General features: G+C 37.5%; 14 protein-coding genes. All 14 read right to left on the bottom strand.

Translation table 11 applies throughout. The features are described from left to right. Positions 1-497 precede the first annotated feature (497 nt). The 14 genes from lysS to JOC48_RS18140 all read right to left on the bottom strand — a co-directional run bounded on the left by lysS (position 498) and on the right by JOC48_RS18140 (position 13,866). Positions 498-1,982, bottom strand: coding sequence for a lysine--tRNA ligase (gene lysS / locus JOC48_RS18205; RefSeq protein ID WP_338024345.1), 1,485 nt, complete (start codon positions 1,980-1,982; stop codon positions 498-500). A gap of 262 nt (positions 1,983-2,244) precedes the next feature. Next, positions 2,245-2,451 (bottom strand): helix-turn-helix domain-containing protein, encoded by a 207-nt coding sequence (locus JOC48_RS18200; protein WP_204501844.1) that lies wholly within the window; start codon positions 2,449-2,451, stop codon positions 2,245-2,247. After that, the gene (gene folK, locus JOC48_RS18195; RefSeq protein WP_204501843.1) at positions 2,421-2,933 is read right to left on the bottom strand and encodes a 2-amino-4-hydroxy-6-hydroxymethyldihydropteridine diphosphokinase; all 513 of its coding nucleotides are present in this window, start codon (positions 2,931-2,933) and stop codon (positions 2,421-2,423) included. Before folK ends, JOC48_RS18200 begins: the two co-directional genes overlap by 31 nt. Then, complete coding sequence (folB, locus tag JOC48_RS18190; protein ID WP_204501842.1) at positions 2,930-3,295, bottom strand: dihydroneopterin aldolase; 366 nt, start codon at positions 3,293-3,295, stop codon at positions 2,930-2,932. The genes folK and folB overlap by 4 nt, the downstream gene beginning before the upstream one ends. After that, entirely contained in the window at positions 3,288-4,124 is an 837-nt protein-coding gene (folP, locus tag JOC48_RS18185; RefSeq protein ID WP_204501841.1) for a dihydropteroate synthase, read from the bottom strand. The genes folB and folP overlap by 8 nt, the downstream gene beginning before the upstream one ends. A 164-nt stretch (positions 4,125-4,288) precedes the next feature. Next, positions 4,289-5,212: a cysteine synthase A gene (gene cysK, locus JOC48_RS18180; protein ID WP_204501840.1), complete on the bottom strand. Its 924-nt coding sequence runs from the start codon at positions 5,210-5,212 to the stop codon at positions 4,289-4,291. Positions 5,213-5,308: 96 nt separating this feature from the next. Continuing rightward, entirely contained in the window at positions 5,309-6,214 is a 906-nt protein-coding gene (locus JOC48_RS18175) for a peptidylprolyl isomerase (RefSeq protein WP_204501839.1), read from the bottom strand. Between the two features lie 16 nt (positions 6,215-6,230). After that, positions 6,231-7,103 carry an Hsp33 family molecular chaperone HslO gene (hslO, locus tag JOC48_RS18170; RefSeq protein ID WP_204501838.1) on the bottom strand — a complete coding sequence of 291 codons (873 nt, stop codon included), beginning with the start codon at positions 7,101-7,103 and terminating at the stop codon, positions 6,231-6,233. A 31-nt stretch (positions 7,104-7,134) separates the two neighbouring features. After that, positions 7,135-7,905, bottom strand: coding sequence for a type III pantothenate kinase (locus tag JOC48_RS18165; protein ID WP_204501837.1), 771 nt, complete (start codon positions 7,903-7,905; stop codon positions 7,135-7,137). Between the two features lie 88 nt (positions 7,906-7,993). Beyond that, positions 7,994-9,949, bottom strand: coding sequence for an ATP-dependent zinc metalloprotease FtsH (gene ftsH, locus JOC48_RS18160; RefSeq protein ID WP_204501836.1), 1,956 nt, complete (start codon positions 9,947-9,949; stop codon positions 7,994-7,996). Positions 9,950-10,081: 132 nt separating this feature from the next. Then, a complete protein-coding gene (gene hpt, locus JOC48_RS18155; RefSeq protein ID WP_204501835.1) occupies positions 10,082-10,624 on the bottom strand; it encodes a hypoxanthine phosphoribosyltransferase in 543 nt (180 codons plus the stop codon). Positions 10,625-10,635: 11 nt separating this feature from the next. Next, on the bottom strand, positions 10,636-12,027 hold the full coding sequence (gene tilS, locus JOC48_RS18150) for a tRNA lysidine(34) synthetase TilS (protein ID WP_204501834.1): 1,392 nt from the start codon (positions 12,025-12,027) through the stop codon (positions 10,636-10,638). Between the two features lie 104 nt (positions 12,028-12,131). Next, entirely contained in the window at positions 12,132-13,115 is a 984-nt protein-coding gene (locus JOC48_RS18145; protein ID WP_204501833.1) for a protein kinase domain-containing protein, read from the bottom strand. Then, complete coding sequence (locus JOC48_RS18140) at positions 13,084-13,866, bottom strand: VWA domain-containing protein (protein WP_204501832.1); 783 nt, start codon at positions 13,864-13,866, stop codon at positions 13,084-13,086. The genes JOC48_RS18145 and JOC48_RS18140 overlap by 32 nt, the downstream gene beginning before the upstream one ends. Positions 13,867-13,880 lie beyond the last annotated feature (14 nt).

Genomic DNA, 13,880 nt, shown 5'->3' with positions numbered 1-13,880 from the left:
CCTACGCTTTCTATTTAACATACTGGTTGTTTTGTTCAGTTTTCAAAGATCAAATGTTTGTTGTTCTTTAACGCGACAACTTTTATAGTATAACAAGTTGTTTCGTGGAAGTCAATAACTTTTTAGAAATTTTTTTGTCGACTCTTAATTGCGACTTTTCTAATATATCACCATTATAAAACATAGTCAACAAAATAATTGAATAAATGATATTCGTGTCTGTTTTTTGACAACGTTTATTACTTTATCATGGTTTATTTCCTAAATCAATAAATTTTTAGAACCAATAAATGGATGACGACTTATAGCCATTAATTTATCTTTACCCATTACAACTCATTTTAAACATGAATCAAGAAAAAGTGACACCTTCCCATTTTTAATGAAGAGTTTTGCCTAAAATGCTATCGAAAATACGCTCCATTATACATATGCTCTTGTTATCAAAAAGAAAAGAAACCTCCGCTTTTACACGAAAGTTTCCTTATTCTTTCACTTTATTCTCGATTTCTCATTTGTGGGAACAGCAACACGTCGCGAATCGACGGGGCGTTGGTTAATAACATAACTAGACGATCAATACCAATTCCTAAACCACCTGTTGGCGGCATTCCATACTCTAAAGCCTCAAGGAAATCCTCGTCCATCTCATGCGCTTCATCATTTCCTTGTTCTTTTTCTTTGACTTGAGCTTCAAATCTTTCACGTTGATCAATTGGATCATTTAACTCAGAAAATGCATTTGCGTGTTCTCGACCAACAATGAACAATTCAAATCGATCCGTAAACCTATCATCTTCTTTATTTTTCTTAGCGAGTGGAGATATCTCAACAGGGTGACCATAAACGAATGTCGGCTGCACTAATGTATCTTCCACTTTTTGTTCGAAAAACTCATTAACAACATGACCAAATTGCATCGTGTTCTGAATTTCAACACCATGTTCCTTTGCTAAAGCTTTTGCTTCTTCGTCACTCATTTGCTTCCAAAAGTCTACACCTGTCACTTCTTTTACTGCATCAACCATGTGAACTCTTTTCCACTCAGGGTTTAAATCTACCTGATCATCACCATAAGAGATCGTTGTAGTTCCTACTACTTCATTAGCAATATGTGCAACCATATTTTCTACTAATGACATTACATCATGAAAATCAGCATATGCTTCATATAGCTCTAACATTGTAAACTCAGGATTATGTCTGGTGGATACTCCCTCATTCCGAAACACACGACCTATTTCATAAACCTTCTCCATACCACCAACAATTAGCCGCTTCAGATGCAACTCAATTGCAATCCTCATATATAAAGGAATATCAAGTGCATTATGGTGCGTAATAAATGGTCGAGCAGAAGCACCGCCTGGAATTCCGTGCATCATTGGTGTCTCTACTTCAAGGAAGCCTTTATCATCTAAATATCGGCGCATGGATTGTATGATCTTACTGCGTGTAATAAATGTTTCTTTACTTTGTGGGTTTGTAATTAAATCCAGATAGCGTTGACGATAGCGTTGTTCTACATCTTTTAAACCATGAAACTTTTCAGGAAGCGGACGTAATGATTTGGTTAAAACCTGGTAATCTGTTACTTTTACAGATAGTTCACCTACTTTTGTTTTAAACACCGTACCAGTAACTCCAACAATGTCACCTAAATCTGTTGTGTTAAAAAGCTCGTAAGCTTCTTCTCCAACTGCATCTTTTCTAACATACAATTGAATTTGATCACTCAAATCTTGAATATGAGAAAAACCAGCTTTTCCTTTTCCGCGCTTTGTCATCACTCTACCAGCAATGGTAGTTTCAATTGCTTTCTCTTCTAGTTCTTCCTTCGAGAATTGGTCATACGCTTCTCTTAATTGTTCCGCTAAGTGGGTGCGAATGAATTTATCACCAAATGGATCTAATCCTTTTTGCAAATAGGATTCTAATTTATCTCTGCGCACCTGCATCTGTTCATTTAACTCTTCAGCCACGATCGCTCACTCCAATCATATTATTTGTATATATTTAAACTCAAAACTAAAAAGATCCTTATAGTTCTTATGTAATTAGAAAAACTGCCAGTAAAGCACTGGCAGTATCTCACTCATGGATTAGTATAGAAAACGACAGGAGGAGTGTCAACGGATATCCCTTTTAAGATACTCTAGCCTTCGCCTCTAACTAACTCCTGCCATTGGTGCAAGTACTACTGATTAGAATACCCTCTATGTCAAATATAAATGAGCATCCTTTTCAGTCTTCAGGGCGTAACTCTTCAATAGAGATATCTAAAACATCCGTAATTAGATGGATTAATTCATTGGCAGGCATTCGGTTTCCTCGTTCGATTTCACCAACAATGGAAACTGAAATTCCTAGCTTTTGAGCAAATTGAATTTGTGTGTATCCCTTCAACTTACGATAAGCCTTTATTCTTCTTCCCCATTCGATCGCACCCATTTGATAACTCCCTTTTTTTCCTGAGATGACACCTCATCCAGAACGTCCTTTACAGTTTTGTTTAAAAAAGGGATATTTATTGACGGGTCTATATCGCATAATGGTATTAACACAAAGGCCCGCTCATGCATTCTAGGATGAGGAACTGTTAATTGCTCCGTTTTAATATTTTCTTCATTATAGAGTAAAATGTCAAGGTCTATTGTTCTAGGCCCCCATTTAATTTCCCGTTTTCTTCCAAGTTTTTTCTCAATTGATTGACAGTAGCTTAGTAATACCAACGGGTCCAGACTTGTCCTGATTTTTACAACCATATTTAAAAAATTTCCTTGTTCTGCATAACCGACAGGAATTGTTTCATAAATCGAAGACTGTTGAATGACCTCTATTTCTTCATAAGTCGATAAGAGATCAATCGCTTTCTGTAGATAAGTAAAGCGAGGTGAGATGTTAGATCCTAACGCAACATATGCTGTATTCATTTCTTTCGCTCCCGATAAATTTCCACCGCAACAGACTGATAGTGACCAGGAATTGGTGGATCTGGTTTATAAACCGTTACTTTACACGCATAAAGCTTGTTAAAATTTCCAAGTAACTGATTAGCAATGTTCTCAGCAACTGCTTCTATTAAATGCAAAGCAGTTCCTTCAACAACTGCTTTTGTTTTTTGATAAATCATACCATAATCAATGGAGTCCTCCATACGATCTGTTTTCCCCGCTATACTTAAGTCACACTCTAATGCCAAGTCAACATAGAAACGTTGTCCTAATTTGTTTTCTTCGGGAAATAGCCCATGATAGCCGTAAAACTCCATTTTGTTTAAATAAATCTTATCCAATTGTAGTATCTCCTTTTCCAATCATTGCATCCATCATTTTCGCCATTCTTACGTTTAAGGATACATTGTGTACACGGACAATATCGACACCTTTTGTAATCCCATAACAAGTTGTTGCACCCGTTCCTTCATCTCTTTGGTCAACGGGTAAATCTAACACTTTACCAATCATTGATTTACGAGAAGTTCCTAGTAGTAACGGATAGCCTAATTCAGTTAGCTGATCAAGGTTCCGCATCACCATAAGGTTGTCCTCCACTGTTTTAGCAAAACCAACTCCTGGATCTAAAACGATATTAGATTTCTGTACACCGGCACGAACAGCGATTTCAATCGATTCCTGAAGGTCTGATTTCATATCATCGATTAGTGATACATAGTCTTTATTATCTCGATTATGCATTAGAACAATTGGTGCCTGCATATCAGCGGCAACACGGGCAATTTCTGGTTCCTTTTTAGCTCCCCAAACATCATTGATAATCGATGCTCCAGCTTTTACTGCTTGTTTTGCAGTTTCAGCTTTATACGTATCAATCGAAATCGGGATATGTACTGCCCGTTTTACTGCTCTAATAATTGGAATTACTCGGTTTATCTCTTCATCTAAAGAGACTGGTTCATGACCTGGTCTTGTTGATTCTCCCCCAATATCTATAATATCTGCACCATCACGTTCCATGGAGATTGCTTGTTCCACAGCTTTTTCTACATCTGTAAAACTACCACCATCGGAAAAAGAATCCGGTGTCACATTTAAAATACCCATAATTAGTGTTCTATCTTTTAAGTTGTAATTTTTTACGTCGGTCCGTAACCATTTGTTCATGTAAAACTCCGCCTTCATCTTTGTTCATTTATTCCTTATTCTACACCATTTCTTTTATTTCTTCATGGATTGGCTAAAAAAATTAGAACTTAAGAAAAACTCTATGTATGAAAAAAATAGGGCTGACCTCTATAAAGGTCAACCCTATCACCTTACATTTATTTTTAGTCTTCAAACTGATACAAAGGTGTAGATAAGTAACGTTCTCCATTACTTGGGATTACAGCCAATACCTTTTTCCCTTTGCCTAATTCTTTTGCTACTTTCTTAGCCGCATAGATGGCAGCACCTGATGAAATTCCACCTAGAAGGCCATCCTTTTTCGCTGCTTCACGAGCTGTAGCAAATGCATCTTCATTACTCACTGCAATGACTTCATCGTAAATTTCCGTATCAAGTATGCTAGGAACAAAACCTGCTCCAATCCCTTGTATTTTATGTGGACCTGGATTTCCTCCAGACAATATTGCAGAAGCTTCTGGCTCAACAGCATAAAGTTTTATGTCCTTATAATGTTCTTTTAATACTTTTCCTGCACCGGTTATAGTACCACCAGTTCCAATTCCAGAAACAAATGCATCTAACTGATCACCCATTTGTTCCACTATTTCCTTACCTGTTGTACGAGCATGTACCTCAGGATTCGCTTCATTATTAAATTGCTGAGGCATGAAATATCCATGCTCTTCTTGAAGTTCTGTCGCTTTCTTTATTGCGCCCTTCATTCCCTCTGCACCAGGTGTTAGAACTAACTCTGCACCATATGCACGCAATAGGTTACGACGCTCCATACTCATCGTATCAGGCATGACTAGTATTGTTTTATAACCTTTTATTGCAGCTACTAATGCTAGCCCGATTCCCGTATTCCCACTAGTTGGTTCAATAATGGTATCGCCTTCTTTTAGTTTACCATCTTTTTCTGCTGCTTCTATCATGGCTAGAGCAATACGGTCTTTTACAGAGCTGCCTGGATTCATAAACTCTAATTTAGCATAAATCTCTGCACCCTCTGCGTCTGCTGTTCTGTTTAATTTCACTATCGGAGTATTACCAATTAAATCTGCAATTGATTGCGCAACTTTCATTTTTTCCCCACACTCCAATCCCTAGTATTTTTATTGGATTTATATCCAATGTACGCTATAACTAGGTAAAAAGTCAACCAATTTAGTTGGAAAATTTTAATAATTCCCATAAATCCAATCTACATCTACTTTGTCCCACAACAAATCAGCTGAAATGACTGTTTCAATCTCTTCTAATGCTAATTCTCGCTTCATATGGGGCTTAAGCTCTTCATAAGAAAAGGAGATTGATGGTAAACGGCGATGCAAATAGAGAATGGCAATACCGTTACTGGTTACAAAAGGTTCACTATAGGTATGCTCTTCCAGTTCAATTGCTTTTGAGAAGTAATCAGAAGGTAAAAATTCGGTCGTTTCAGTATAAAAGCCTAAATATCCTCCATCACTTTTAGTGTTCTCATCTATCGAGTATTCTCTTGCCAGCGCAGCAAAGGAAGCACCAGCATTTAACTCATCTGTTATTTGTATTGCCGTTTCTCTATCGTTCACAATAATATGGGATAATTGGATCGATTCGTCAAATTCATACTGTCCACCATGATTTTCATAATACTTCCTGATAGCACCTTCATCCACGGAAATATCCTGGGTTAATAACTCTTCCATATACAGTCGATAAAGTAATCGTTGCTCCCACTTTTCTATTTGGGGCTCAATTTCATCATGAGTTAAAACACCAGCCATTGTAAACAGTAACGACAATTCTCTATCGATTAACTTCTGATTAATATCGATTCCTTGCTCCTTTGCTAATTGAAAGACCACTTCTTTATTGATTAAATCCTTCAACACTTGTTCACCAAAGTTACCCTCTAATGCTCCTATCCAATCGTCATAGAAAATTTCCTTATTATTAATCGTTGCTACAGCTTCATTTTTATTAACCTGAACACTAAAATTTTCACTTAGATCTTGATTTCTTTCTACCATCCAGACACCTATTGTTGTTAAATTTGTTATCAGGAGACTAATGATTACTCCAAACAGAAACTTCCTAGTCATCCCCCAGTTCCTCTCCTCACTCGGATTTTAAAGCCTGTAGATCTTCCACGTTCAACGTATAAACCTCATTACAGAAATGACACGTTGCCTCTGCACCTTTATCTTCTTTAATCATTAAATCAATTTCATCATTGCCAAGACTTTGGATGGCATTTTCAATCCGTTCTTTTGAACAATGACAGGAGAATATCACTTCTTGCTTTTGAAGAATTTTCAAATTGTCTTTCCCCAATAAACGATCTAAAATCTCTTCCGGTGTGTTTCCTTCTCTAATTAGACTTGAAATTGGAGGTATTTCATTAATTCTTGTTTCAATTACATCAACTGTCTCATCGTCCGCTCCTGGCATCACCTGAACGATAAAGCCGCCTGCAGCAAGAATCGAGTGGTCAGGATTCACCAATACTCCTGCACCGACAGCCGAAGGTATTTGTTCCGAATTTGCAAAATAATAGGTAAAGTCTTCACTTACTTCCCCTGAAACAATAGGAACCTGTCCTGTAAAATGATCCTTTAGACCAAGATCTTTCACAACACTTAAGTTACCTTGTGTTCCAACAGCCCTAGCTACATCTAGCTTACCTTTCTCATTTAGATCGAAATCAACATGTGGATTTGAAATATATCCTCTTACTTCACCTACAGCGTTTGCATCAGCAATAATTGCACCAACTGGGCCATTACCCTCCAGTTTTACAGTTATCTTATCTTTTCCCTTTAGCATCGAGCCCATCATGGCAGCAATAGTAACCGTGCGTCCAATTGCCGCAGAGGCTGTCGCCCATGTGTCCTGTCTCCTTCTTGTCTCTTCTACCGTTTCCGTTGATTGAATGGCGTATGCTCTTACTGTTCCATTAAATGCTGTTGCTTTAATAAGATAATCACTCATGATGTCTCCATCCACTCCTTACCGGTTATCATTATTTTTTATTCTTTTTATAAATTTTATATAAGCCTTTTAAAGTTAGTGATGGATCAACGATATCAATCGTCTTTGAATCACTAGATATTAGAGTTGCCAACCCTCCAGTTGCAATAACTTTTGGCGTTTGAACCGCATCCACCTGAAGTCTACGAACAATTTCATCCACTTGACCTACATAACCAAAGTAAACACCTGCTTGCATGGCTTCTACTGTTGTTTCCCCAAGTATATTTCCCGGGTTTTTGATTTCTATTTTTGGTAGCTTTGCTGCCTTGGAATAAAGAGCTTCTAAAGAAATATTAATTCCTGGCGCGATTACTCCACCTACGTATTCCTCATGTTCATTTATATAACAATACGTAGTAGCGGTTCCAAAATCAATAATAACCAAAGGAACGCCATACTCCTCAATAGCCCCCACTGCATTAACGATTCTATCCGCCCCTAGTTCACTTGGATTTGGATAAACCATTTTTAATGAATGATCGACCATTTTGCCACCTATAATTAATGGATCCAAATGAAAATATTTTTGAGACATCCGTTCCAAAGCAAACATGATTGGGGGTACAACAGAAGAAATGATAATCCCTTCAATATCATTAAAGGACAAGCCATCATTTTCTAACAGTGATTTGATTAGCATTGCATATTCATCTTCCGTTTTATGCCGATCCGTATTTATTCGCCATTGGTACTTCAATTCTTCTTGGTTAAAAACACCTAACACAGTATTGGTATTTCCTACATCCAAAACAAATATCATATCTTTTCCACCATTTCTCTTAATTTTCTCGTACATCATATCATATTTAATTATAAAAAGCCTTCCCACAATGTGAGAAGGCTTTTACTCATTCTTTTTTATCCTGATCTTTTTGATCGTTATCTTCAGAAGTTTCTTCCTCTGATCTTGTTTGAATGTTTACTTTTACATCTTTATCCGATGTGCCTTCTGTTTTAGGCTGTTCATCTGCTTCAACAACCTTTGGCTCAGGCATTACTCCATCCTCAAAAAGTGATTTGATTTGTTTTGCATCCAAGGTCTCTACTTCCAATAATGTTGAAGCAATAAGCTCTAACTTATCCTTCTTATCGGTTAGAATTTCCTTGGCTCGCCCATAACAATCATTTATGATTTTCTGCATTTCTTTATCAATTTCATGCGCAATAGCATCGCTGTAATTTTGTTCATTTTGCATATCTCGACCTAAGAATACTTGACCACTTGTATTTCCAAACTGTAATGGACCAATCTTATCACTCATACCATACTCCGTAACCATTTTACGTGCAATTCCTGTTGCTCGTTGGAAGTCATTATGAGCACCCGTACTAACTTCACCAAAGATAATTTCTTCGGCAACACGTCCACCTAGCAGGCCAGTAATCTTATCATATAATTCCGGTTTAGTCATAAAATATCGATCTTCTTTTGGAAGCATAACGGCGTATCCACCAGCTTGACCTCTAGGTACAATCGTTACCTTATGTACCATATCAGCATCATCTAATGCCATTCCAATGACCGTATGACCACTTTCGTGATAAGCAACAATGTTTCTTTCCTTTTTGGAAATCACCCTACTTTTCTTAGCAGGACCAGCAATTACTCTGTCTATTGCTTCATCGACATCATCCATGTCAATCTTTTTCTTGTCTCCTCTAGCTGCAACTAGAGCAGCTTCATTCAACAAGTTTTCTAAATCTGCACCAGAAAAACCTGGTGTACGCATCGCAATCGTTTTTAATTCAACATTATCGGCTAAAGGCTTGTCACGAGCGTGTACTTGAAGCACATCTTCTCGTCCCTTTAAATCCGGACGATCTACAGTAATTTGACGGTCAAAACGTCCAGGACGTAGTAATGCAGGGTCCAATATATCCGGACGGTTCGTTGCTGCTACAATAATGATACCTTCATTTTCACCGAAACCATCCATTTCAACTAGCAACTGGTTAAGCGTCTGTTCACGTTCATCATGACCCCCACCAACACCAGCGCCACGTTGTCTACCTACTGCATCAATTTCATCAATAAAAATAATACAAGGTGCATTCTTTTTCGCATTTTCAAATAAATCACGAACACGAGAGGCACCTACCCCAACAAACATCTCCACGAAATCGGAACCACTAATGGAGAAAAATGGCACACCTGCTTCACCAGCAACTGCACGTGCAAGAAGGGTTTTACCTGTACCTGGAGGACCTACTAATAGGACCCCTTTAGGGATTTTTGCACCGATGGCAGCAAACTTACGTGGATCCTTTAAGAAATCAACAACCTCGACTAGCTCTTGCTTCTCTTCATCCGCCCCTGCTACATCTTTAAATCGTACCTTCTTCTTGTCTTCGCTGTACATTTTAGCTTTACTTTTACCAAAGTTCATGACACGACTACCGCCGCCCTGAGCTTGGTTAAGAAGAAAGAAGAATAAAATAAATATAATAACAAACGGAATCATGGTAGTTAAAAAGGTTACCCATCCGCTTGGTTGTTCTTCCTCTTCAACACTTAATATTCCTTGATCAGATGCCGTTTCAGTAATACTTGCTACAACATCTGGGTTATCTGGTACTTGTGAAATAAACGAGGTTCCCCCGGTTAATTCACCTGTAATCCGATATACCCCATTGGAGGGCTGTAAGGTCATATCTTCGATTTCACCATTACTAAGCGCTTGATAAAATTCGTTTACTTTGAGTTGCTCTGCTTGATTATTTTGTCCATTAAATACTCCGACAACTCCAATAACTACTAGGAATATTAGAAAATAAAAAATTACGTTACGAAAAATTCGATTCATTGCCTACCTCCTCCCAAGCGAGAAAACTATAGTAAATAGTATCATATTAAAAAGGACGATTACAACTAATACAGTTACCCTTTTAAGATATGTTACAATTTTACGACTAATTACTGAAAATTATTAATAATTTTAACTTCCACTATAAACTTCAGGCTTTAATACGCCTATATATGGAAGGTTCCGATATTTTTCTTGATAGTCTAAACCATAACCGACAACAAACTCATTCGGTACTTTAAATCCGGCAACATCTGCTTTAATATCCACAGTGCGTCCTTCCGGCTTGTCGAGTAAAGTTACGATTTTAACCGAATTTGCCTTTCTATATTTAAATAGATCAACCAAATAACTTAATGTCAGTCCGCTGTCAATAATGTCCTCTATAATGAGTAAATCACGGCCTTCAACCTTCGTATCTAGGTCTTTTACAATTTTAACCTCTCCAGAGGATCTCGTTTCATTACCATAGCTAGAAACATCCATGAAATCCATTTCTAAATAGGTTTCCGTATAGCGAAGCACATCTGACATAAAAGGCATTGCACCTTTTAGCACTCCAATTGCTAATGGAAATTTGCCATCATATTCCCTTGTTAATTCTGCACCTAGTTCTTTACACTTTTTTTCAATTTCCTCTTTGGTAATTAACACTTTTTCGATGTCTTTATCCATCCCTGGTCCTCCTATGTTGCCTTTACATATTGTAATCGAAGATAGTCCCTTGACTTAGAATTATTACTTGAATAACCTTTTCTTATTCCAACCAACCATAGAATATTTCCTTCTTGATCAACAACCAACGGCCAGCTATCTCTTAATTGTCTTGGGATTTTTTCATCAATAAAAATATCTTTCACCTTTTTACTTCCGTTTAACCCTCTAACCTTCAACTTATCACCAGCTTGTCTAGACCTTACGATTAAAGGTGGTTTGATATTGTCATTGAATGGAAGACTCATCACAAACTTCGAATCTTCTTCTGGATTATCCGTAATAGAGGCAATAATCGATGCTCCGTCCGGTAGAACAACTTTACCTGGAATTTGTAACCAATTACGATAACTGGTTTGATTTGATTGATCTTCGAAATAAAACAAAATGGTTTGATAGGCTTTCACCATTTTTAGGTTCTTTGGCATGTCCACACTTACATTCGCCTTTTCATTATGTATTAAATCAAAAAACAGATCTTCGTGCACATAATATAAGTCATCAGGAACCTCATCGTATAGATAGTTCAATATTAGATGAAAGGAGCGTCTTTGTAAAGCAAATGGATATTCCACAAACCGTATCCATTCAAAACTAACTTCTCCTTTTTCATCATTAAAATGAACAATTTCATCAATGAGCTGCCTTGCTTGTTCTTCTAAATAACGTTGATCATGTAACGCTGCTTCACTTAAACGTTGAAATGTTTTATGTAAGCTAGGATTTTGCCGTTTTAGCAACGGTAGAATATGAATGCGGAAATAGTTTCGAGTGTAGATAGTTTCTTTATTAGATGGATCCCTTCTCGGATCTATTTCATTTTCCGAACAATATTCTTCAATTATTTGTTTCGACACACATAACAATGGCCTCACAAGAAAACCATTTGAAAAAGGGCGCTTTACAGTTATTCCAGTTACACCTTGTGGATTAGCACCACGAATCACCTTCATGAGTATCGTTTCTACTTGATCATCTCCATGGTGCCCCAATGCCAAGTAATCAGCTTGGTACGCTTCCATTTTTTCCTTAAAAAACTGATAACGTAGTTCCCTTGCTGCGAGTTGTGTTCCTTTCCGCTCTTTATCCTTATACGATTGAACGTCAAGAAAAGTTTCAATAAATTCTATTTTCCACTTATTACAAACCTTTTCTACATAGCGAACATCTTCCTTCGATTCATTCCCTCTTAAACCGTGATCGATAGATAATGCGACCAAACGCAGGTTATATTCTTCTTTTATGGTATACAAAAAATGGAGGAGGGCCATCGAATCCGGACCACCCGAAACACCGACCAAAACAGTTGCGTTCCGATGTAATAAGCTATGTCTTTTTATAAATTTCAGAACTTCTTTATCCATCATTTCCCCACTCCGTTTTGGTTATAGGTGCAGATTTTTATCCTATCATTCTTCTACTATACTACAAAAAAATGAATAGAAGGAACAGACTTTATATCATAACCCTACTGCAGGATAAGATAGATAAAATAAAACAATAAAACGACGACGAATATTCCTACACCCTCTAAAACAGAATGATGTTTAGTACGCTTCCTTTTCTGATATTTGCGTGATTTTTTCTGAGTCATAGAAGGATTCGCATGATTTCTTTGTTTTGTCTGTAAAAAAGACGATGGTTGCTTCATGATAAGGGCTGCTAGCTCTGCTTTCATTTCTATGCTGGATGTATATTGTCCTTTCAGTGCTTTTATTATACTCGGTTCATACTTTTTTAATGGTGGGGTTTGTCGCAACTTATGGAATAATGTTTTTTTAGGATCTGTTCCCCGCTCAAAGCGATTTGGGTAATAAAATTGAATCATTATCATAGCTAAAGCAAAAAGATCATAGGATGGCTCCGCCCTTCTAGACCCCATATTCCAATAACCACGATCATAAAAATCTGTATACTCTTTAATAGACCTTCCTATTTGTGTCGTACCACCAACATCTATCCACCTGATACGTGGTGGAGGATAGGTAACAATTAAATTTTCTGTTTTTAGATCCCCAAATACCCACCCTGTTTGATGTAGTTGTTCCAAGTCATCTAATAGTTGTAGCATCAGTATGCCTAGCCATTCTTCTCCATGGCTAGAAACAAACGTTGATAATTGCTTTCCCCTTAAATACTCCATGATATAAAAGGAATAGCGATTTCCCTGTGGATCAATCCAATCATCGACATCTAACAAAGAAGGTCCAAGGCGATTTCCCTGGACCTTTTGAAAGGTTTTTAGTACATTAACTTCCATTGTTACGGAGGATCCTTTTTCACTGATTTTTAAGGCAGCAGGCTTTCCATCCTGTTGTTCACACAAATAAACAGAACCAATTGCTCCACTTCCTAATTTCTTTTTAATGATGTATTCTTTTTGGTGCCATTTACCCGTAACCTTGATTCCAGGTCTTAAATTAATACCCTGCTTCTTCGATATCTGGCGCATCTTCTCTCATAAAGCTCCTTTTTAAGCTTGATTTACCAAATTGATACATCGCTTCTTTAATTGCAGGGCCTGTTGGCGTTATTCCTCCACTGGTTAGCCTCGGAAATATGGAGGAGATTGAATCTAGTTTTGGTGACCAATCGAGAACTTTATCAATTGCTTTTTTCTTCCCAGGGAAAGCATAGATAGCAAAACGATTTCGGCCAATTCTTGCATTCATACTAACCGACAAATCAATCAGAGACTCTTGAACAGTCGGTAGTTTATTATGCATGCTTGCACTAGTATCAACCAATACAAGCACCTCTAAATCACTTGTTTCCCCTAAATCTTCCACTACCTCCATCACTTCTCCTCGTTGTTCTGGTGGTAGCTCCTCCAGTGTTTGATTTGGTCCCAGTATCTGCTTTAACTCCTGATTAACAACACCTTGTAGTGTTTGTGTCATTGCTTGTTTCGTGACGGTTTGAACCGTTTGAGATAATGCTTTTTTATAAACAATTTGACTAACCCCTTCACCTGACATGGCAATATCTTCTACTTCCTGCAAGCCCATGGAATCTTCACTCTGATTATCCTCTAATACACCAATAACATTTACGGTAATACCTTGTTGGGCAGCTAATGTAGCAACAGCCGATGGGTCTTCGCCTTTGTTCGAGCAACCATCTGTAATTAATAGAATTTGCTTTAACGTTCCTTTTTTCATGGTATAACTCCTCCTCTTATTATCCCTAATCACGTTGAGCATCCGTCTCAAAGCGA

Origin of the sequence: Aquibacillus albus, from assembly GCF_016908325.1 — a bacterium.
Classification (GTDB): Bacteria; Bacillota; Bacilli; order Bacillales; family Amphibacillaceae; genus Aquibacillus_A; species Aquibacillus_A albus.
Note: the sequence above shows the minus strand (reverse complement) of the source record. Positions and strands in the feature narration are given on the sequence as shown.

Excerpts from the sequence above, each read along its gene's own strand:
- hpt (WP_204501835.1), bottom strand. The coding sequence starts at position 10,624 with ATGGATAAAGACATCGAAAAAGTGTTAATTACCAAAGAGGAAATTGAA.
- JOC48_RS18200 (WP_204501844.1), bottom strand. The coding sequence starts at position 2,451 with ATGGGTGCGATCGAATGGGGAAGAAGAATAAAGGCTTATCGTAAGTTG.
- JOC48_RS18165 (WP_204501837.1), bottom strand. The coding sequence starts at position 7,905 with ATGATATTTGTTTTGGATGTAGGAAATACCAATACTGTGTTAGGTGTT.
- ftsH (WP_204501836.1), bottom strand. The coding sequence starts at position 9,949 with ATGAATCGAATTTTTCGTAACGTAATTTTTTATTTTCTAATATTCCTA.
- cysK (WP_204501840.1), bottom strand. The coding sequence starts at position 5,212 with ATGAAAGTTGCGCAATCAATTGCAGATTTAATTGGTAATACTCCGATA.
- folP (WP_204501841.1), bottom strand. The coding sequence starts at position 4,124 with ATGAACAAATGGTTACGGACCGACGTAAAAAATTACAACTTAAAAGAT.
- JOC48_RS18140 (WP_204501832.1), bottom strand. The coding sequence starts at position 13,866 with ATGCTCAACGTGATTAGGGATAATAAGAGGAGGAGTTATACCATGAAA.
- tilS (WP_204501834.1), bottom strand. The coding sequence starts at position 12,027 with ATGGATAAAGAAGTTCTGAAATTTATAAAAAGACATAGCTTATTACAT.
- JOC48_RS18175 (WP_204501839.1), bottom strand. The coding sequence starts at position 6,214 with ATGACTAGGAAGTTTCTGTTTGGAGTAATCATTAGTCTCCTGATAACA.
- JOC48_RS18145 (WP_204501833.1), bottom strand. The coding sequence starts at position 13,115 with ATGCGCCAGATATCGAAGAAGCAGGGTATTAATTTAAGACCTGGAATC.
- folK (WP_204501843.1), bottom strand. The coding sequence starts at position 2,933 with ATGAATACAGCATATGTTGCGTTAGGATCTAACATCTCACCTCGCTTT.
- hslO (WP_204501838.1), bottom strand. The coding sequence starts at position 7,103 with ATGAGTGATTATCTTATTAAAGCAACAGCATTTAATGGAACAGTAAGA.